Genomic DNA, 19,229 nt, shown 5'->3' on the forward strand with positions numbered 1-19,229 from the left:
ACCACTCAAGGATTCTCATGCTCATCGAACTGCACCTGTTGCAGTCATTCCCGGTGTCAAACCTCAATCGGGACGAACTCGGCCAGCCCAAGACTGCCCAGTTCGGCGGCCACGCTCGCGCCCGAATTTCCAGTCAGTCCCTCAAGCGCGCTGCCCGGGAACTTCTGCCACACCACGGTCTGGAATTGTCCGAGACCGGGGTGCGCACCAAGCGTCTCCGTGACGCCGCCAGTGCCCTCCTGGTCCGGCCAGGGCGAGAGGAGGACGAGACGAAAGATGTTGCGCAGGCGGGACTGGAACGTCTCGGCTTCGGGGTCGATGCCCGTGGACTGACCCAGTACCTGCTCTTCGTGGGCCGCCCTGCCACCGAAGCCCTTGCCGACTACTGCGACCGCAACTACGACTTGCTTGTCAAAGCCGCAGCGGCGAAGAAGACCGCAGCAGCCAAAGCCGCCAAGAAAGACCCCGACCAAGACAACAACACCAGGTCACCCGCCCGGCCGGCGAAAGCTGCCAAGGCCAAACCGGACAAGGCCACGCACGAGGAGGCGCGTCGCATCCTTGACGCCACTCGCGCCGCCGATGTCGCCTTGTTCGGACGCATGATCGCCGACAACAAGGACTTCTCAGTCGACGCAGCCTCTCAAGTCGCCCACGCCCTGTCCACCCACGCGGTCGTCACGGACTTCGACTACTTCACTGCCGTCGACGACCTGCGCCCAGGGGACGAGCCGGGAGCCGACATGATCGGCACCATCGATTTCAACGCCGCCTGTTATTACCGCTATGCCAACCTCGATCTCGCGCAGCTCGCCACGAACCTCGCTGGCGATGCAGACTTGGTCACCCGAAGTGCCCAGGCGTGGCTGCACGCATTCATCCGCGCTGTCCCCGGCGGCAAGCAAAACTCCACCGCGGCCCGCACGCTGCCCCAGACCCTACTTGGCGTGGTCCGCGACGACGGGGCCTGGAACCTCGCCAACGCCTATCTACGGCCTGTTCCCAGCAACGGCGACTTGATGACCACCTCCAGCGAACGCCTTGTTCAGCACTTCCAGCAGCTCGGCGCGTTCTACGGAACGAGCGCGCTTCGACGCACCGTCTTCGCCGCCATCGATGGCCACCTGCCCGGAGTTCCTGACGAGCACAAGGCATCCACCGTAGAAGACTTCGTCGCGCGCCTGATCAGCGCCACTACGAAGTAATCGCGGTCGCGTCATGGCCACACTCTTCCTCCACTTGGACGCCCCCATGCAGTCTTGGGGCACGCGCTCTCACTTCGCCAGTCGCGACACTGCAACCGAGCCCACTAAGTCGGGTTTGGTCGGGCTACTCGGTGCGGCTCTGGGAGTTGCCCGCGACAACACCCAAGCGATCGCCACGCTTGCGGCCCTACCCATGGGGATCCGCGTCGAACGGGAAGGCACGATCGAAGAGGACTTCCACACCGTGCAGAACGTGCCCAACACCGAGGGTAAAAAACATCGCGGCGTAGTTACTCATCGGTACTACTTGGCTGACGCCGTATTTCTAGCTGCCATCAATGGCCCCAAGGAAGAACTCCAGGCCATCCATCGAGCCCTCCGGCACCCCAGGTGGCCGCTCTTCTTGGGTCGCAAAGCCTTTCCACCTGGCCGACCTGTAGTTACTCCTAGTAATAACACGGCCCATCCGCCGATCACCGATCAACCCCTTGAAGAAGCCCTTCATCACCACCCCTGGCTCGAAACAGACCCGACCACGCGACAGCGCGCCGAAGCCGGAGAACCCCGATGGCTCCGTGCAGTCATCGACACCGACCCCGCCCACCCCCAGGCCGAGATCCGCCACGATCACCCGATCTCTTTCCAACGAGGCAACCGCCAGCACAAAACCCGCACTGTTCGGACCGTCCACATCCCCCTCGCTCCTCAGCTCCTCACTATCCGCCCCTGATCCGCACCAGCAGCACGCCAGGCGGGCCGGATCCGCACATGGCAGACCCTGAAAGGACAGATGCATGACGGCCCTCTGGCTGACTCGCCTGGTACCCGATCCCCGCAACCGCGATGTCGTCTCAGATCTCCGCAGCGCCGTCAGCATGCACCGCCGCATCATGTCGGTCTTCCCTGATCACGTGAGTGACCAGGCCCGGCACGATCTCGGAGTCCTCTTCCGTACCGACGAGAGCCCTACCGGCCCCCAGTTGCTCATCCAGAGCAACCAAGAACCCGACCTGAGGCAACTCCCCGAGGGATACGGGAGCGGCTACACGAAACCGCTCACCCCGCTCTTGGATTACTTCCGCGTTGGCCTCCCACTGCGCTACCGCATCGCAGCTAGCCCCGTCCGCAAACCCGGCAGGACCAGCCGTGAGCTCTACGGGCTCAAAGCTGTCGTCGCCCTCAGTGGCGAGGCCGCACACCACTGGTGGCTACGCCAAGCCCAGCAATCCGGGCTTCACATCTCCACCGTCACCGCCATCCCGCTGGATCCCGCGCGCGGCTACCGCGACGCAGGTCAGCGCGTCAACCACAACCGGATCCTTTTCGAAGGAACCGCTACGATCAGGGAACCGGACCTCCTGCGCATCAAGGTCACCGCGGGAATCGGCCGCGGCAAGTCATACGGCTGTGGCCTTCTCAGTCTCGCCCCTGCCAGGGACGCTGGTTGACCGCATCCACCGCGCTGGGTACGCCGGGGCCAGAATGCGCATGCACGGCGCAAACTCGTGGCTCCGGGGGCCCTGATGCTTCTGTGCGTCTCTACCTCGACTCGTCCGTGCGTCCCAGGACGACACCGGCGTCTGCGCGGAGGTCACCAGCCAGCAGCGCGGCACCGAGACCCTCTACCTGCCCACCGCCGCACTCGCCTGCGTCCTGCTCGGCCCCGGCACGTCTATCACCGCCCGCGCGCTGGCCACCTTCGCCCGCCACGGCACCACCGTCCTGACCACCGGCTCCGGCGGTGTGCGCTGCTACGCCGCCACGCTCCCGGACTCCCTCACCACCACCTGGCTCGAACGCCAGGTCCGCACCTGGGCCGACGACGCGCAACGCCTGCGCATCGCCACTGCTATGTACGAGCAGCGCTTCGGCGCCGGCACCGTCCCGGACGGCACCAGCCTGGCCCAACTGCGCGGCATGGAGGGCCAGCGCGTCCGCGCCCACTACCAACTCCTCGCCCACCAGTACAAGATCGGCCGCTTCCGCCGCGCCTACGACCCCGAGTTTTGGGATACCCAGGACCCCGTCAACCTCGCTCTGTCCGCCGCGAACACCTGCCTGTACGGCATCGTCCACGCCGCGATCCTCGCCCTAGGCTGCTCAAGCGCCCTCGGCTACGTCCACCACGGCAACCAGCAGGCATTCGTCTACGACATCGCCGACCTCTACAAGGCCGACCTCACGATCCCCCTCGCCTTCTCCCTCAACGCCTCCACCAACCCCGAAGCCGAGGCCCGCTGCTCCTTCCGCGACGCACTGCGCCTCTTCCGCCTTCTCCCGCGCATCGTCACCGACATCCAGCACCTCCTCGACCGCGAAGTCCCCGACCCCGAGGAACACCTCGTCGACCTCTGGGACCCCGTCACCGGCCCCATCCGTGGCGGCACCAACCACGCCACTTGGCCCCCTGTCGGAGCCCCCACCCCATGCCCTCCATGACTGTCATCGCCGCCACCGCCGTCCCCGCCCACCTCCGCGGCGCCCTCACACGCTGGCTCCTCGAAGTCACCCCCGAGCTGTACGTCGACTCCGTCTCCGCCAAAGTCCGCGAAGAACTCTGGTCCGCCGTCTCCGCCTCCACGGCCGCCGGCACGGCGGTCCTGGCCCACCCCGCCGACAACGAGCAGGGCTTCACCCTCCGCACGGCCGGCACCCAGCGGCGAGAGCCGCTGGACTTCGACGGGATGACGCTGATCGCGTTCCGGAGGGAGGGCCAAGGGATGGCAAAGGCCTTCTAACGGCCCAGGTCAGAAATGGCCGCTCCGCGCGAGCGGAGGTGACCCGGCGGCATCGAGGCGGCTGAGGCCTTCGACCTCGTCCGCTCCGCGTGAGCGGAGGTAGTCCGATCCGGCCCGCCACAGCGGCCGCGCTCCTCGCGTCCACTCCGCGCGAGCGGAGGTAGCCCGACGTAGGCATACGTTCCAGCGGTGCGCGCGAGGTCCGCTCCGCGCGAGCGGAGGTAGCCCGTGCGGCTTGGGCTGGAGGCGGGGGAGGCGGCCGTCCGCTCCGTGCGAGCGGAGGTAGCCCGGGCCAGCTCGACCTGCGCAACGCCCGCGCGCGGTCCGCTCCGCGTGAGCGGAGGTGACCGTCCAGTCTCTTTGACGGTGCATGACCGACTCCCGCGCGGGAGCGCTCGGTTTCATGAGATGTGCGAGAGGCCGTCCGGGGGCTCGCCCGGGCCGCTGTCGGCGCAGTCGCCGGTGCCGAGGGCGTTGGCGATGCTGTAGGCGGTCTTCAGGACTCCGTTGAGGTGGTCGATAGCCTTGTTGGTCGTGGCGATTGCTGTGGCGTTGTTCGCCTGGGCAGTCGAAATGGCCGCGTCAGCCCCGGGCACTGGTGGAAGGCCGACCTCCGTCAGGGCGGCCAGTGCCTGCTGCAGGGTGGCGATCTGGGTCCGTATTCCGTCTATGCCCTGCTGCTCCTGGTCAACGTCATAACTAGCGCTTGACGTGACGTCGTAGCCCACGACGCTCTCCGCGTCGTATCCGACCACGGCCTCCACGTTGTAGCAGCCGTCGCCGTTTCCGCCCTTGGCGTCCTTGCGTTCTTCGGCCAAGTGAGCGTCAGCCGTGGTGACATCGCCACGTACTGTTTTGGCATTCGTGAAGGAGCGGTTGGTGTTCTGGAGGGCCGCGAGCGCCTCTTCGGCGTCATGCTGGGCGGACGCCCGCGCGCTCGCCAAGGCGCTGGCCTGCGCTGTGGCCTGATCCTTTTGCTGACCGGTCTGCTCGGCTGCCGCGTCCTCGGTCCAGCCGTCCTGCAGCAGGGCGCTGCAGACGCTCTGCCCGTATATCTGGCTGTTGTTGTCGCGGATCACGATCACTACGGCGTCCTTCTGGACGCCACAGACCACGGGGACAAGGCCCTGCGTGCCGCTGGCCTGCGTGGTCCAGAAATCTCCACCCCTGGACAGCGACTTCGCAAGCCCGCTGCACAAGTCGCCTGGATCCGCGGACCCGTTGCTGGTCACCTCGGCACGCGTTGCGTGGCCGTACAGCGAGATCGTGCACGTGCCCCCGGGAGTTGGGCGTGGGGCTGAGCTAGCTGCGCCCGGGGTCTGCGAGGGAGCGGCGTGGGCTGCAGGCCCAGCGGCAGGTGAGGACGAACAGGCGGTGAGGAGCACGCCGGAACCGAGCAGGACCCCGGCGGCAACGCCTGTTCTCATTGTGTGTTCTCCTCGTGGACTCGACGTGAAGCAGATGTGTTGGTCGGTACTGTCCCAAATCCGTGCCGCACGCGTGGCCAGGTCCGGAATCTGTGGCTGTGCAGTGCACAGGCAGGTCCCACCGAAGACGATCGTGTGCGGGTCAGACCCGCTCCGGATCAGCAGGCACCTCCTGCGTGGGCCTGGTCGCGCCCGCGTAGTCGTCGCCGTTGTAGCGGTAGGGCTCGATACGGACAGCCGCGCCAGTGTGCGGGGCGTCGATCATCTGGCCGGCGCCGATGTAGAGGCCCACGTGGTGGATGTGGGTCGGGGTGCCGTAGAAGACGAGGTCGCCGGGGAGCAGCGGGGCGTCGGTCGGGAGGTGGGGGCCGCGTTGGTACTGCTCCTGGGCCGTGCGGGGGAGGGGGATGCCGGCGGCTGCGTAGGCGGATTGGGTGAGGCCGGAGCAGTCGAAACTCGTGGGGCCCGTGGCGCCCCAGGCGTAGGGGAGGCCGAGTTGGCCCTGGGCGTAGTTGAGGGCTTCGAGGGCGGCCGGGGCCGCCGCCCGGGGAGCGCCGAGGGTTGAGGGGCTGGTGTAGAGGGCGGCCTGGGTGAGGACTTGGGAGACGTACCACTCCGCGTGGTTGTAGGCGTAGACGGCGCGGTGGAGGTTGGTGGGGGCGCCGGAGCGGCAGAGGTAGGTGGCCGCTGCGTAGATCGCGTCATGGGGGTTGTACGGGGACGGGGCTGGTCCGCCTGAGACCTGGGTGGTCACCGAGGTGAAGCTCGCCGGGAGGAACTGCATCGGGCCTTCCGCTCCGGCGGAGTTGGCCCCCGCATGGACGCCGGGGAGGCCGGAGCGGCCGTGGTCGCTCTCGATCTTGCCGATGGCCGCGAGCACGGGCCAGTCCAGCCCCTGGCAGGTCTGGGCGGCGTCGATGTAGAGGGTGAGGTAGTCGGGCGGGATGTCGGACAGCGCCGCAGCGCTGGCCGGGCTCGTCGTGCCGGTGAAGGGGGAGAGGAGGGAGGCGGCGCCCGCTGCCGCAAGCGTCATGAGGAGGGTGAAGCAGGCCAGTACGGCCGCGACCGCCTTCGCCATGACGTCAGCCACCCGCCCGTACGGAGGCCGCAGGGGGAGTCGGCGACGGGGGGAGAAGTTGGTCGAGGTTGGGCGCGGGGGTGCCGCTCACCGGCGCGATGTGAGGCCACGCGGTGGGGAGTTGGGCGAGGCGCAGGCGGCCCGGAGCGGCGCGGTGGGTGCCGAGCGGCAGCCAGTGGGTGCCCGCCGGGGTGCCGTCGGCAAGGAGGTGGTCTGCGCTGGTGGTGGCCAGCGGGACCAACGCCGGGGCGTCGAGGGCGGCCAGGCCCGCGGTCAGGGCTCGGCGGACGGCGGCCTCGCGCCGCGCGGTGGGGAACCAGAAGAGCAGCGGCGTCGTGATGCCGGTGGTCGTGGCGAGCTTGGCGTACGCGGGAAGCTTCGCGGCGACGCGGTCGGGGCGCTCGGTGCCGAGGTCGTACTCCAGGAACCACTCTACGGCCGAACCCGCCTCCTGCCAGCGGGCGTACGCGTCGGGGCGGACGATGTCGCCGAAGTGGCGGGCGCAGCGGGCCTCGGACCACCAGGTGGTCAGCTGCCCGCTTTCGCCGCGCCGCGCACCCGCGATCAGGGTCGTGAAGACCTCGTTGGTGCCGACGGTGTGGGCCAGGCGGAGCGAGTGGGCGATGCCGATGGCGCGTTCGTGGCGGTAGCCGAGGTCGCGGGGGTCGAGGCCGTCCTCGTGGGCGAGGATCGCGGCGCCCGCGGTGTCGAGGACGTAGTGCATGGGCGCGGAGCCGGACGGGGCGTACGGCTGGAAGCGGTCGACGACGCGCCAGATGAAGAGCTCGCGCAGCCGCATGTTCGCCGAGCGCGGCGACGGCCAGGCCATGGCGGAGAGCTGCGCGCTGGTGAGGATCTTGTGCTCGTGGAGCATGCGGGCGACCCAGCGGTCGCGGGCGGTCAGGCGAGAGGCGAGGCGGGCGATGTACTCGCCGGTCGCTGCCGCGCGGGGAGTCGGGCGGGGCGGGCGGTGGGCGCGCAGGGCGCGCTGCGGGGTGGGATTGGTGATCACGGAAGGGTTCACCTCCGGGGGGATCAGGGGGTGCGGCGGGGGTCCGCGGCCGCGGTGGGCTGCGGCGCGGGATCAGACGGCGGCAGGGCGTTGCGGCGGGCCGCCGCGCGGATGAGGCGGGCGCGGCCGGGGACGGGCGGCGGGAGCTTCTCGGTGACGGCCGTGAAGGCGGGGGCTTCGGCGCCGTGGAGGACGGGTCGGACGACGGCGTGGAAGGCGTCGAGGTTGGACAGGTCGTGGGCGGTGAGGCGGGGTTCGGTGTGGCGGGCGAGGCGGTGGGCGTCCTCGGGGGAGGCGTTGAAGAAGATTTTGGTGCGGGCGTTGGTGCTGACGGCCTCTTCGAGTTCCTTGGGCAGTTGGCGCAGGTGCTGGTGGGCGAGGGTCATGGACAGCCGATAGGCGCGGGCTTCGGCGAGCATGTCCTCCAAGGCGTAGGGGAGGTTGAGGAAGTTGTGCGCCTCGTCGAGGTAGAGGCCCGCGTCGTGGCGGCGGGGCTGCGGGATGTGGGCGCGGCGGGTGGCTGCCTGCCAGGTGGCGGCGACGGCGATGGAGCCCATCAGGTGAGCGGTCTCGGTGCCGAGGGCGTCCTTGGCGATGCGGACCAGGCAGATGCCGCCGTCGAGGACGGCGTCCATGCTCACGGTGGACGGGCCGCCGGCCAGGGCGGCCCGTACGAAGGGGCGCAGCAGGAAGCCGCGGAGCTTGTTCATCAGCGGGGCGGTGACCTGGGCGCGGGCGGGGGCGGACAGGTCGTCGTACCAGGACCAGAAGCCGCGCAGGATGTCGTCGTGGATCTGGGCGGTGGCGCGCTGCCGGAAGGCCGGCGAGGTCAGGAGCTGGGGCAGGTCGCTGAGCAGCGGGGTGCCGGGCAGGGCGCGCAGGGTGAGCAGGCCCGCGCGCAGGATGTCGTCGGTGCGCGGGCCCCAGGAGGCGGCGTAGACGCGGGAGAAGATCGACACGAGGTTGTCCACGGTGGCGGCGGAGTCCTCGCCCTGGAGCGGGTTGAGGACCGGCGGGCGGGCTTTGCTGCCCGCGTCGAAGAGGGTCACCTTGTCGCCGACGTCCTCGGGCAGGCGCATCAGGAGGTCGGTGATCAGGTCGCCCTTGGGGTCGACGACGACCAGGCCGCGTCCTGCCTCGGCGTCGGCGAGGATCATGCGGGCGAGCAGTTCGGACTTGCCGGAGCCGGTGGCGCCCAGGACGTGCAGGTGGTGGCGGGCGTCAGGCACGCGCAGGCCGACGGGCCGGGAGTGGCCGGAGTCGGTCAGACCGATGGGGCGGACGCCCGCGCCCGTGGTGGGTACGCCGGGTGGCGGCGGGACGGCCCGGGCTCCGGCGCGTTGCAGGGCGGGCACGGCGTCGTCCCAGGGCAGGTGCGCGAGGGCGGCCAGCTCCGGGACGGACAGCAGGTCGCCGCGGTCGAGGCGGCGTTCGTCGACGCGTTCCCGGGCGTGGCGCAGGCGTGCGCGGCGGTAGTAGTTGTGCTCGGTGTACGCCGAGAAGGCCGCCGCGAGGGCGTGTGCGCGTCCGCGCAGGGCCGCCTGCCGGGATGTGCTCCGGGCGGCGGTCCGGGCGGCGGTCACGGCGTAGCGGATCCGGGTCTCGTACGACGCCCCGCGCTGCTTGGCCACGATCGCCCGGTCCTCCGCGGCGGTCGCGAGCGCCGTCTGCCGCTCCTGGACCGGGCGTGAAGAGCGGGCCGGACGGTTCGGGCCGGGGGTGAGCAGGTCCAGCAGCCGGGCGACCGCACGGGCCGGGACCCCGCTCCCGGCGCGGCGGGCCCGCTTCACCCGACGGCCGGTCACCGGCCGCGCCAGGACCTGCACGACGGCCCGCTCGTCCGCCCCGAGCCCCGCGGGAGCGCCGAGCAGCGCGCGGATCGGGTCGGCGGGGAAGTCCGTACGGATCGGCAGCGCTTCGGTACGGGCCAGCCGCAGCTCGCCGCCCGCAGCCTCCACTGCGCCCTTCCTGGTAGGGAAGCCGCTTTCCGCGGACGTCGTCCGGGTACGGGCACCGGGCCAGGCCGCCTCGATCGCCCGCTCCACCATGCCCGGCGGGACGACGCCGGGCACCCACACCCTGATGCGGATCGTCTCGCGGTCGAAGACGTACTCCCAGGCCAGGTGCGGTTGCCCGGCCCAGAAGCGGCGCCATGCCGGACGGAGCAGGCCCAGCAGGTTCGCCCAGAGCGCTGCGGCGCCCGCGGGGTCGGCGCCCGGTGGGGGAAGGATGGTGACCAGCCGGGCATCGACGGCCAGACCGCGGCGGAACCGTCGGCGCCACCACCGGTGGCCCCCCACGGTTGCGCCGACGGCGGCCATGAGCACCGTAGCGGCGATCGGCGCCCACGCGTACGCCGTCCCGGTCGCGTGCCCGAGAGCTTCGTGCAGCGTGCCGCCGGGGTCCAGCAGGAAGCGGCCCAGCGGCGAGGTGCCCGCGGCCGTACGCGGCATGCAGGCTCCCGGGTTCACGCCACGTGCCCTTGTGCAGGGGAGGGGCCGGGCCCGCGGCGCTCGGCGTCCACCTCGGCCTGCCAGGTGCGGAAGGTCCTGGTGCCGAGGCGCTTGAGGTAGTGCGGGATGCGGTTGGCGGGGATCCCGACGAGCCGCGGGCCGAGGACGGCCAGCAGGTCGTTGGCTTCCTGGGAGTTCCAGTCGGCGTCGCGGACGGCCTGCTCGTCGGGGAAGACGTCGGCGACGCGGTCGCGGGCGAGGTCGAGGGCCGCGTCCTGGGTGCCGCCGAAGCTGTAGACCCACAGGAAGTTGTCGGGCGGGTCGGGCTCGACGAGCGTGCGGAAGCGGGCGATCTCCTTGGTGTAGGCGTAGAAGCCGGTCGTGTCCCGGGCCCGCATGACACGCAGCCACGCCAGCAGGTAGGCGTCGGAGAAGAAGTCGCCGCTGTCGTGGATCCGCACCCAGCCGGCGTGGAAGCGGCGGGCACCCAGCTCGGCGGTCATCGCGCGCTCCCATCCCGGCAGGTCGTCGAGGACGAAGGCGAGGTTGGCGTGGTGCTTGGCGCGGACCTGGGGCCAGCGGTAGGTGCCGTGGCGGGCGTAGCAGACGTGGCGGCAGATCCCGGCGGACGGGCACGTGTTGTACGTGCGCCCGTCGGGCAGCCGTCCGGCCCAGGCCGGGAGCGTCCAGTTCCAGACGCCGATGGCGCGCATCTCGCGGTTCTGCGTCAGGAGCCGTGAGGGTCGTCGGTCGGAGGAGGGGCATGGTGCTGGAGGCATGGTGAGCCCTTCGCAGCAGGGGCAGAGGGGGCGCGCCGGTCAGCCGGCGCCGAGGTGGACGTACGTGCCGCCGACCGCGGCGGCGAGCCGGGCGTACTCGTCCTCGGGGTCGATGACGTGGACCTCGATGCCCCGGTAGAGCGACCGCAGCAGTTCGAGCTTGACCAGGTACGACTTCCCGGCGCCGGAGCGCCCCAGGACCACGGAGTTGTGGTTGTCGAGCGCGAAGCGGTCCCAGTGGACCAGGCCCTGCGAGCCGATGTTGTAGCCGTAGAGCACGCCGCTGGGCGCGGTCGTGCTCGCCGGGTCGGGCGGCGGCAGGTCGGGGTTGGTGAAGGGGAAGCTCGCCGCGAGCGCGGCGGTGTCGAAGGTGCGGCGCATCCGGATCGGGTCCAGGCCGAGCGGCAGGCATGTGACCCAGCCCTGGAGGCTGCGGTACGTGGTCGGCTTGGCGTCCATCAGCAGGCTCGCGGCCAGCGACCGTACGGCGGTGACCTCGTCGGCCAGGGCTTCGGCGGTGGCGGCGTGGACGGTCAGGTACAGGCCGACGCGGTAGAGCTTGCCCTCGCCGCGGGCCACGCGGGCGGACAGCTCGTACGCGTCCTCGGTCGCCGCCTCGACGTGCGGGTCCAGGAGCCTGCCGTGCTCCTGGGTGTGGCGGCGCCCGGACTCCATCTTGGCCAGCTGGCGCTTGAGGCGGTTCGCGGCGGTGACGGGGTCGATGGGCTCGACGTGGAGCGCGACGTCGACGCGGCCGGGGTAGGTGAGCAGCGGCTGGAGCCAGCCGGGGTGGACCTCGCGGGGATAGCCGGTGACGGCGAAGGACGCGACGTGGTCGGTGCCGACCTCCAGCCGGCGGGGTGTGACGGCGAGGGTGTCGGGGGCGAAGGCGCTTGAGGTGCGCTGCCGTTGCGGGGTGCGCTTCCTCCTCATGGCTGTTTCCCTCCGTCCTCGGGCCCGCTCCGGTGATGACGTCGTCCGGACCGACCAGTTCGGTGGAGGGCGGGAGGAGGGTGTCCGGGTTGCAGGCCGCGGCCAGGACGGCAGAGGCCTGGTCGGCGTTCAGCGGCGTGACGGTGATGCCGGTCGGGCCCAGCAGCTCTGCTGCCTCGCCCAACCGCCGGGCCAGGCGGTTCTCCGCCGCGCGCCGGGCGGCCTCGGTCACGGGGCCGGAACGGCGGGCCGCCCGCAGTTGCGCGAGCGCGGCCAGCGGCGAGGCGCCGCCGAGGCCGTCGGTGGGGGCCGTGGCGCCGAGGGGCTCGCGCAGGACGAGCAGGACCTGGCGGCGCAGCAGGACCGACGAACGCCCCAGCTCCGCGAGGAAGTCGGCGTGCTCGCGTGCCGCGTCCTCCAGCGCCGGGTGCGGCAATCCTGTTGCCTGCGCGTGGAGTTCGGCGATCTGCGCGGACAGGTCCAGGCGCTCGGCTCGTACCAGGACCTGCACCGGGGCGGTGAGCGAGTGCAGATAGCGGCCGAACGCCGCGACCAGGGCCTCCTGTTCGGTAGGCGTCCGCAGCGCGAAGTTGACCGTGCCGCACGCCGCGACTGCGGCCAGACCGTCGGAGCCGAGGTCGATCACGCCCGCCTCGTTCACGCCGCTGACGGGGAGGCTCGGCGGGCTGGCCGCGGCTGGAATGGCGTGCTCTGCACCGGATGTGATCCGCCCCGCGAGCCAGGTCGGTGCCGGGTCCGTGCCCTCCGGGGCGGCGATCCGCAGCCGAGCGGACGCGCGCTGTCGTACCGCGGCCAGGACCAGCCGGTCCATCGACAGCCCGTCGCGCCGCCCCAGCGCGAGGAAGGTCGCGGCCCCCGCTGCCGGGACGGCGCCCAGTAGGAACACCGCCGCGGGAACGAAGCCCCGGCTCAGCAACCACGTCCCGTACAGGACGACACCTGTGACGGCGAGGATGAGCAGCTGGCGTGCGGTGAGGTTCGCGACGACGGTGTCCTCACGGTCGACGTCGGCCGGGATGCGTACGGGCTGGCTCACCGGCGATCACCTCCTGGCGGTGTGCTGCGGCTGGTACGGCGGGGTGGTGGGGGTGCTGGCGCGGCGCGGGCCCGCGGGCGCGGCGGGCTCGGCTCGCGGAACGTTGCGGGTGGGGGCGGTGCCGTCACCCGCCGGGGCTGCACCGGGCTTGCCGGGACCGGCTGCCGGAAGAGCGGCTGCCGGGGCGGTGGACCCGCGGGCCGAGCCGCGGCCCGCACCCGCGCGGGCGCACCCGGAGCGCGGAACGTCGGCTGACCCGGCGGTTGCACGGGCCGCGGCACAGGGGAGGGGGTCCCTGCGGCGCCCGGGGCCTGGAACGTCGGCATGGGCGGTGGACCGGCCGCCCGGCGCGGAGATGCCGCAGCTTGCGGGCTGTGCCCCGGCGCCCGGAACACCGGCTGCCAGGGCGGCCGTCGACGGGCGGCGGGCGCGGCTGCCGCCGGGTTCACCGCCCGCCGAGGCGCCACTGGGACCGGCCCGCCGCCCGGCCGCTGCGGCACCCCGCCGACTCCTGGCCGGGGAGACGCACCACGCCCTCCATGAGCGGGACCGCCGGCGCCGCGCAGCACCCCCAGCGTCTGGTACATCAGGTACGCGCGCGCGGCCCGCCCGGCGAACGACCGCCCCTGCCCGACGCGTACCGAGCCCAGGATCCAGAACGGGATCTTGAACAGGATGTACGTCAGCGCGAGCGTCACCAGCAGGTTGACCAGCCCGCTCGACACCCCGCCGAACAGCCCCTTCCCGGCGAGCCCACCGGAGTTCAGGAAGACCCGGATCCCCGTGATGAGCGTCAGCGACTGCGCCACCTGGATCGCCAGCACCCCGCCGAACGTCCGCCACCACCACCGGGCGATCCCGTCCGTCTGCGGCAGCGCATGGCACATCAGCGCCAGCGGCGCGCCCGCGACCAGGATCACCGTCAGCGCCACCCGCACCACGTACGTGATCAGCAGCGCCACCAGCACGCCGATGACGACGACCCACATGATGTCCGTGAACAGGTCCGCGCCCGGCACGAAGCTGCTCAGCACGAACGTAGCCAGCGTGTTGCCCGCGCCCTCGCCGTCCGCCCCGGCACCCATCACGGCGTGCGAGAGCGCGTTGGCCAGGTCGACGGCCTTGCCAGCGAGGAACAGCGACAGCCCGGCGGCCAGCAGGCCGACGGGGATCCGCGGGGCGATCTCCTTGACCGAGTAGCGGCTCTGCAAGGACTCGTACGACATCAGCACGATCCCGGCGAGCGCGATGAGGATCGCGTAGACCGCGAGCACGATCTCCCACGAGTTCTGCCACAGCTCCCCGACCCGCGGGAGCGACGACAGGCTCGGCGTGGCCAGCAGGATGTCGCCGAGCAGCTTCAGCAGCGGATTCAGCGCCGCGGTGATGATCGTCTTGAAGAAGGCGCCGATCGCGGCGTTGATGCCCTTCGTGATCCACCCGGTGATCCCGCCGGGCCCGCCGCCCGCGTCCGGCGGCGGGGATGTCGCCCCCGGCGTCGGCTCCTCGGCGGGCGCCGAACTGCCCGGCTGCGGGATGCAGTCCTGCGGTGCGCAGGGGGACGGGCTGGGCGTGGGGGTGGCGCTCGGCGGTGCGGTCGTGGTCGGCGGGGCCGTGGCCGTCGTCGTGGTGGTCGGACCCGGTGACGGTACGGGGTCGGCTCGCGCGGGCAACCCGCCCACGACGACGACCGTCACGGTGACCGCCACGGCGGCAGCCAACGCGCGACGCCGCCGGTGGACGGGGGAGCCGCGCCGGGCACGGCGGCCCGGCGCGGCAGAAGCGGTGGTCACTGGGCGCCCACGATGCCCTTGAGGATCTGCACGATGAGCGGCGCGAGCGCGGCCAGACCGTAACCCCACCCGGCGCTCTTGAAAGCGGTCTTGGCCTTCTCGACCTCGCCGGGGTCGCCGCCCGCCATCAGGTAGCGGACGCCCCCGATCGACAGGAACACGGTCGCCAGGCCGGCGAGGATGCCCATGATCCAGTTGCGGATGTTGTTCAGCACGGTGCCGACCGAATTGGCGAGGGCCAGCACCTGCGACGGCTCGGCGGCCGTGGCCGCCGGCACGCCGAGCGCGCACAGCACGAAAACAGCGGCAGTGACCGTCAGCGCGCGGCGGCGGATCTTGCGGCGGGAGGAACGGGCAGCAGGTATCAGCATCGGTGGCCTTCCCGGAGTATCGGGCGGTTCGGGGCGGGCGAAGTGCTCCCGCGCTTCCCCAGGCCCGGATCCGCGCCCGTTTTGGACACGCCGTCGCTGCCCTTCCGCGGCTGGCCCGGCAGCCGGTCCAGGGCGGCCGTGGCCGCCGGGTCGTCCGCGTCAGCCGCCCGGCACTCGTCCCGGATGAACGCGACGAGCCGGGCCTCCGCACGGCTGCGCGCCTTGTACGCCGCCCCCACCGTCGTCCCGTGCCGGTCCGCCCACGCGGCCACCGGCATCTCCTCCAACCGGGTCGCCCCGATGAGGTCCGCCTCGCCCCGCGACACCACCGCTGCCCGCACCGCCCGGGTCAGCACCAGATCCGGATGCCCGACCGGCGACCGCGGCGCGACGGACCGGAACCCGCTTCCGCTCACCGGCACCGGCGCGTCCAGCGCCTCCATCAGCGCCGCGTACCCCTGCCGGTACGCCGCCCACCGCAACCGCGGCAGCACGTGCGGCCGCCCCAGGTCCACCGTCGCCAGCCCACCCAGAAACCCGGCCAGGACCTCGGCGTGCACGTCGAACACGTCCCCCGGAAACCGCGCCCCCAGCCACCGCGCCACCCCACTCAACGCCGGCAACGCCATCCCGGTGCACGCCAGCGTCCACGCCGCCCCCTCCCGCCGCGACCGCCGCACCATGTACGCCCACACCGCATCCCTGGTGGCGGCCGGGCACCGCCGCCGCAACATCCGCTCCCTGACCTCGTCCAGCGCCATCTTGCGATTGGGCAGCCCACTGAACTTCCGCCCGTTCAACGCCAACGGCGACGGCCCGGCCACCAACAACGCGAACGACACCTTCGCGCTGTCCAGCGGCAACGGATCCCGCAACCCCTGCTGATCGCTTCCAACACGTCGAGCACCCATACCGCGGCGCCTCCTCGATCGACGACTAGCTGACGCCCACCACCGAGCCAGACCCACGCCAAGAAACCGCCCTGGCGGGACCAGGACGGTTCTCTTTAAGCAGGTAGTAGGGCGGCCTCATACCGCTGTGCGGGAAGGGGAATTACCGCGGGCGGGAGCAGTTTCCACCCAGCATCTGAGGCCGCTTGACGTGGCCTCTTGTCCATTCGTCAGCTGCTTCTTCACCATCGAGCGCCGGAGCTGAACGTCGGCCTGATCGCAAACCTCCGCTTGCGCGGAGAGGACGTCGCCGCAGCGACCTTCGCCTCGACCAGCCACGGGACACCTCCGCTCGCGCGGAGAGGACCGCCTCGCCGAATCGATCCTGCAATGGGACGACGGAGCACCTCCGCTCGCGCGGAGAGGACTCGTCGATGAGGTGCATGGTCGCCGCGTCGATCGGGACACCTCCGCTCGCGCGGAGAGGACCGCCGCGTACTCGCCGTCCTGCTGGAGCAGTGCGGGACACCTCCGCTCGCGCGGAGAGGACTTGCCGCAGGCGCCCTGGCACTGACACTGGCCCGGGACACCTCCGCTCGCGCGGAGAGGACCCGGACCCGGTTCCCGGCCCGCCCCATTACCGCGGGACACCTCCGCTCGCGCGGAGAGGACGGCATCGGCGGCACCGTCGTGGCCGCCCCCGACGGGACACCTCCGCTCGCGCGGAGAGGACGAGCTCATCCACAGCGACCCCGTCGCCCGCGTCGGGACACCTCCGCTCGCGCGGAGAGGACCTGACCGAGGCCATCCCGCCCGCGTACACCCGCGGGACACCTCCGCTCGCGCGGAGAGGGCGCCACGGCCACGCTGCCCGCGAGCGCCCGCGGCGGGACACCTCCGCTCGCGCGGAGAGGACATCTTCAGTGCGTTCGCGCGGCGGACGAACGCCGGGACACCTCCGCTCGCGCGGAGAGGACGGCTTCCCGCCCGAGACCTACCTGTGGATCAACGGGACACCTCCGCTCGCGCGGAGAGGACCCCCCCTTCGACGTCACCGGGACCTACGTCGACGGGACACCTCCGCTCGCGCGGAGAGGACACGCCGAGTCAAGAAGAGCCCAACCGTGACGACGGGACACCTCCGCTCGCGCGGAGAGGACTGGAAGAAGTACACCGACGAGGCGTGGGTCAGCGGGACACCTCCGCTCGCGCGGAGAGGACGTCAACGCGACCGGCCCCGCGCCCATGAACATCGGGACACCTCCGCTCGCGCGGAGAGGACCGGATGAGGTCCTGCATGGTCTCGTCCCGCGGCGGGACACCTCCGCTCGCGCGGAGAGGACGAGGGGGAAGACGCGGGCGAACTCCCCGAAGCCGGGACACCTCCGCTCGCGCGGAGAGGACGGCGATCCCCTGGCCGCTCTGCGGGTCCTGCGCGGGACACCTCCGCTCGCGCGGAGAGGACACCGGCAAGGCGAACAGCTCGCTGTTCCAGGCCGGGACACCTCCGCTCGCGCGGAGAGGACAAGGCCAAGCCGCACCCGATCCGCACTAGGGCCGGGACACCTCCGCTCGCGCGGAGAGGACCGATCGGCTGCGGCCTCGCGTCGCTCGGCGATCGGGACACCTCCGCTCGCGCGGAGAGGACTGACGACGGGGATGGCGTTCATGCCTGCGATCCGGGACACCTCCGCTCGCGCGGAGAGGACGCCGTACGGGCGCTGTCCCGCCACGACGTGATCGGGACACCTCCGCTCGCGCGGAGAGGACACTTTTTGACCTGGGGCGTTAGGAGGGCTTTGCAGTTTCTTTGCTCGGCCTCATCCGGCTCTGCTGCGCGCACGTGCCGGTTGCGTCAGGGCGGTACATGAGCGTGAGTCTAGGGGCCCACGTTGGTGCGAGGGCGTAGTCCTCCGGGCGATCAGGGCGGCGTATTCGCCATCTCCTCGAAGCCACCGTGTCCAACGGCGGGCAGTACGAGGGCCTTGGAGTTGTCAGGCACCGACTGCCCGAGCCCGAAAGGACCGTCATGCCGTGGATCCGAGGTCCCGCACGCTTCCATTCCCGGGTAGCGATCTTGGTGTCGGCGGAGCCCGTCGCGCTGGCGACAGGTTCCGTGTCGGCGCGAGAGCCATGGCCGGGCAGGGTTCCCGGAGGCGACCCGCTTTCGCCTACGCCGCGGCGGCGGCACAAGGCCGAGTGTCTTGTGAGCGATACGGACTCGGTTCCTCCCGGCGGCGTCGGTACAACTCGCCAAACAGCCCCAGTCCTTGGCCGTGATCAATGCTTTCCGGTTTCAGTCGGACCAGGCCCGGGACTCTCGAAATGCGAGAGGTGAGGCGTGGTGGGCGCCGAGAATAGGGCAGACTCCACCGTCGCGAACAACGGACCTGTCTCGCCACGGCAAAGGCCGAATGAGGACCGTGGCCGGGAGACCGATTCCCCGGCCGGTCAGGGAAGTTGGTCGTACACTGGGCACAGTGAGCGCGGCCGTGTCCGCCATTTCACCGGGCACGTGACCACCCTCGGCGGCGCCGCAGGGGAGCGCTTGCGGGGCGAGCTGGCTGTCGCGGTGCGCGAATTGCTGCGGTGGGCGGCGGAAGCCCGCATCGCCGCCGGGGAATCCTCTGGGAAACACGAGGACACCGCGGTATGACCACCGACAACTACCTGAAGTCTGCACACAATCCGCCTGCTCAGCGAACATCATCCAGGCCGCCGACGTCCCCGCTCTCCGATCTGGCCGTCTCGCCGTTCGGTATGCCCACCGCCCTGCTGCACGGCGAAGTACGGGTGGCGTGGCTGGGGCGGACCTCCACCGAGGACCAGCAGGATCCGCGGCAGTCGCTGATCCGGCAACTGCGCAACAGCAAGGGCGCGCTGCCCGAGGCATGGGCGATCGTCTGCCACTTCTACGACGTCGAGTCGGGGCGGATGGAGCTGGAAGCCCGTGGGCACAAACGGGGCTACGAGCGGTTCGACATCCCCATTGCCCGCGACGGCGGCATCGCCGACCTCCTGGCGGAGGCCACCCGCCCGAACCGCCGGTTCGACGTCGTCATCTGCGAGGGGGTGGCGCGGACGGCTCGGCGGATGTTCGAAGGGCTGTCGATCGAGCGGGAGTTGGAGAAGGCCGGGGTGCCGCTCTTTGCGTCCAACGAGCCCATCAAACTGGACGGCGGGCGGGCGCAGCAGATACTCATGCGGCGCATCAACCAGTCCGTTGCCGAGTACGAGGTGCTGAACACCCTGGAGATGTCCTGGGGCGGGTTGTGTACGCACGTGCGGGACGGCTGGAACATTGGCAAGCCGCCCTACGGCCACACGGCACGGCAGTACCGGCACCCCAACCCCGCGAAGGCTGCCAAAGGGGCCACGAAGACGCGCCTCGAACCTGCGGAGATGCGCGGGGAGGCCGTCACCCAGATGGGTAACTGGCGCTACTACGAGCACCTCGGCTACGGCCAGATCGCCGACCGCCTGGACGCCGACC

Annotated in this window: 15 protein-coding genes, 3 pseudogenes and 1 CRISPR repeat array; of the genes and pseudogenes, 8 read left to right on the plus strand and 10 right to left on the minus strand. The window is 71.3% G+C overall.

Features of this window, described 5'->3' with window-relative positions; genetic code table 11:
• Nucleotides 1-17 precede the first annotated feature (17 nt).
• From cas7e to cas2e, 5 genes and pseudogenes are all read left to right on the plus strand, one after another.
• Nucleotides 18-1,205, plus strand: coding sequence for a type I-E CRISPR-associated protein Cas7/Cse4/CasC (gene cas7e / locus ACH4SL_RS01275; RefSeq protein ID WP_398441219.1), 1,188 nt, complete (start codon nt 18-20; stop codon nt 1,203-1,205).
• Between the two features lie 13 nt (nt 1,206-1,218).
• Nucleotides 1,219-1,935, plus strand: coding sequence for a type I-E CRISPR-associated protein Cas5/CasD (gene cas5e, locus ACH4SL_RS01280; protein WP_398441220.1), 717 nt, complete (start codon nt 1,219-1,221; stop codon nt 1,933-1,935).
• Between the two features lie 64 nt (nt 1,936-1,999).
• The gene (gene cas6e, locus ACH4SL_RS01285) at nt 2,000-2,653 is read left to right on the plus strand and encodes a type I-E CRISPR-associated protein Cas6/Cse3/CasE (protein ID WP_398441222.1); all 654 of its coding nucleotides are present in this window, start codon (nt 2,000-2,002) and stop codon (nt 2,651-2,653) included.
• A gap of 75 nt (nt 2,654-2,728) precedes the next feature.
• Nucleotides 2,729-3,644 (plus strand): annotated as a pseudogene (gene cas1e, locus ACH4SL_RS01290) (type I-E CRISPR-associated endonuclease Cas1e).
• Nucleotides 3,632-3,943 carry a type I-E CRISPR-associated endoribonuclease Cas2e gene (cas2e, locus tag ACH4SL_RS01295; RefSeq protein ID WP_398441223.1) on the plus strand — a complete coding sequence of 104 codons (312 nt, stop codon included), beginning with the start codon at nt 3,632-3,634 and terminating at the stop codon, nt 3,941-3,943. The pseudogene cas1e and the gene cas2e overlap by 13 nt, the downstream one beginning before the upstream one ends.
• Before the next feature lie 401 nt (nt 3,944-4,344).
• Here cas2e and ACH4SL_RS01300 read toward each other — a convergent pair whose 3' ends face one another.
• From ACH4SL_RS01300 to ACH4SL_RS01325, 6 genes are all read right to left on the minus strand, one after another.
• The gene (locus ACH4SL_RS01300; RefSeq protein ID WP_398441225.1) at nt 4,345-5,028 is read right to left on the minus strand and encodes a hypothetical protein; all 684 of its coding nucleotides are present in this window, start codon (nt 5,026-5,028) and stop codon (nt 4,345-4,347) included.
• A 484-nt stretch (nt 5,029-5,512) separates the two neighbouring features.
• The gene (locus ACH4SL_RS01305) at nt 5,513-6,448 is read right to left on the minus strand and encodes an NlpC/P60 family protein (RefSeq protein WP_398441226.1); all 936 of its coding nucleotides are present in this window, start codon (nt 6,446-6,448) and stop codon (nt 5,513-5,515) included.
• A gap of 4 nt (nt 6,449-6,452) precedes the next feature.
• Complete coding sequence (locus ACH4SL_RS01310) at nt 6,453-7,460, minus strand: replication-relaxation family protein (RefSeq protein ID WP_398441227.1); 1,008 nt, start codon at nt 7,458-7,460, stop codon at nt 6,453-6,455.
• A gap of 23 nt (nt 7,461-7,483) precedes the next feature.
• Nucleotides 7,484-9,913, minus strand: a complete 2,430-nt coding sequence (locus ACH4SL_RS01315) for a type IV secretory system conjugative DNA transfer family protein (protein WP_398441871.1) — start codon at nt 9,911-9,913, stop codon at nt 7,484-7,486.
• 14 nt (nt 9,914-9,927) lie between these two features.
• A complete protein-coding gene (locus ACH4SL_RS01320) occupies nt 9,928-10,692 on the minus strand; it encodes a hypothetical protein (protein ID WP_398441228.1) in 765 nt (254 codons plus the stop codon).
• Between the two features lie 39 nt (nt 10,693-10,731).
• Nucleotides 10,732-11,625 carry a VirB4 family type IV secretion system protein gene (locus tag ACH4SL_RS01325; protein WP_398441229.1) on the minus strand — a complete coding sequence of 298 codons (894 nt, stop codon included), beginning with the start codon at nt 11,623-11,625 and terminating at the stop codon, nt 10,732-10,734.
• Between ACH4SL_RS01325 and ACH4SL_RS01330 the strand changes: the two genes are divergently transcribed.
• Nucleotides 11,624-12,526 (plus strand): hypothetical protein, encoded by a 903-nt coding sequence (locus ACH4SL_RS01330; RefSeq protein ID WP_398441230.1) that lies wholly within the window; start codon nt 11,624-11,626, stop codon nt 12,524-12,526. The genes ACH4SL_RS01325 and ACH4SL_RS01330 overlap by 2 nt on opposite strands.
• Here the strand turns inward: ACH4SL_RS01330 and ACH4SL_RS01335 are convergent.
• The 4 genes and pseudogenes from ACH4SL_RS01335 to ACH4SL_RS01350 all read right to left on the minus strand — a co-directional run.
• Nucleotides 12,473-12,682: pseudogene (locus ACH4SL_RS01335) on the minus strand (PrgI family protein); the annotation flags it as partial. The gene ACH4SL_RS01330 and the pseudogene ACH4SL_RS01335 sit on opposite strands and share 54 nt — an antisense overlap.
• Nucleotides 12,679-14,391, minus strand: a complete 1,713-nt coding sequence (locus ACH4SL_RS01340) for a hypothetical protein (RefSeq protein WP_398441231.1) — start codon at nt 14,389-14,391, stop codon at nt 12,679-12,681. The pseudogene ACH4SL_RS01335 and the gene ACH4SL_RS01340, both read right to left, overlap by 4 nt.
• Before the next feature lie 80 nt (nt 14,392-14,471).
• On the minus strand, nt 14,472-14,846 hold the full coding sequence (locus ACH4SL_RS01345; protein WP_398441232.1) for a pilin: 375 nt from the start codon (nt 14,844-14,846) through the stop codon (nt 14,472-14,474).
• Complete coding sequence (locus ACH4SL_RS01350) at nt 14,840-15,415, minus strand: hypothetical protein (RefSeq protein ID WP_398441233.1); 576 nt, start codon at nt 15,413-15,415, stop codon at nt 14,840-14,842. Before ACH4SL_RS01350 ends, ACH4SL_RS01345 begins: the two co-directional genes overlap by 7 nt.
• A 64-nt stretch (nt 15,416-15,479) precedes the next feature.
• Here ACH4SL_RS01350 and ACH4SL_RS01355 point away from each other — a divergent pair, with 64 nt between their 5' ends.
• Complete coding sequence (locus tag ACH4SL_RS01355; RefSeq protein WP_398441234.1) at nt 15,480-15,731, plus strand: hypothetical protein; 252 nt, start codon at nt 15,480-15,482, stop codon at nt 15,729-15,731.
• Between the two features lie 282 nt (nt 15,732-16,013).
• Nucleotides 16,014-17,506: direct repeats of the CRISPR family, unit length 29 nt; unit sequence CGGGACACCTCCGCTCGCGCGGAGAGGAC.
• Between the two features lie 1,164 nt (nt 17,507-18,670).
• A pseudogene (locus tag ACH4SL_RS01360) lies at nt 18,671-18,979 on the plus strand (recombinase family protein); the annotation flags it as partial.
• Nucleotides 18,980-19,229 lie beyond the last annotated feature (250 nt).

Origin of the sequence: Streptomyces sp. NPDC021020 (assembly GCF_044333285.1) — a bacterium.
Taxonomy (GTDB): domain Bacteria; phylum Actinomycetota; class Actinomycetes; order Streptomycetales; family Streptomycetaceae; genus Actinacidiphila.

Bases quoted from the DNA above. Each gene is read 5' to 3' on its own strand.
- cas2e (WP_398441223.1), top strand. From the start codon at position 3,632: ATGCCCTCCATGACTGTCATCGCCGCCACCGCCGTCCCCGCCCACCTC.
- cas7e (WP_398441219.1), top strand. From the start codon at position 18: ATGCTCATCGAACTGCACCTGTTGCAGTCATTCCCGGTGTCAAACCTC.
- ACH4SL_RS01315 (WP_398441871.1), bottom strand. From the start codon at position 9,913: ATGCCGCGTACGGCCGCGGGCACCTCGCCGCTGGGCCGCTTCCTGCTG.
- cas5e (WP_398441220.1), top strand. From the start codon at position 1,219: ATGGCCACACTCTTCCTCCACTTGGACGCCCCCATGCAGTCTTGGGGC.
- ACH4SL_RS01320 (WP_398441228.1), bottom strand. From the start codon at position 10,692: ATGCCTCCAGCACCATGCCCCTCCTCCGACCGACGACCCTCACGGCTC.
- ACH4SL_RS01345 (WP_398441232.1), bottom strand. From the start codon at position 14,846: ATGCTGATACCTGCTGCCCGTTCCTCCCGCCGCAAGATCCGCCGCCGC.
- ACH4SL_RS01325 (WP_398441229.1), bottom strand. From the start codon at position 11,625: ATGAGGAGGAAGCGCACCCCGCAACGGCAGCGCACCTCAAGCGCCTTC.
- ACH4SL_RS01330 (WP_398441230.1), top strand. From the start codon at position 11,624: ATGGCTGTTTCCCTCCGTCCTCGGGCCCGCTCCGGTGATGACGTCGTC.
- ACH4SL_RS01305 (WP_398441226.1), bottom strand. From the start codon at position 6,448: ATGGCGAAGGCGGTCGCGGCCGTACTGGCCTGCTTCACCCTCCTCATG.
- cas6e (WP_398441222.1), top strand. From the start codon at position 2,000: ATGACGGCCCTCTGGCTGACTCGCCTGGTACCCGATCCCCGCAACCGC.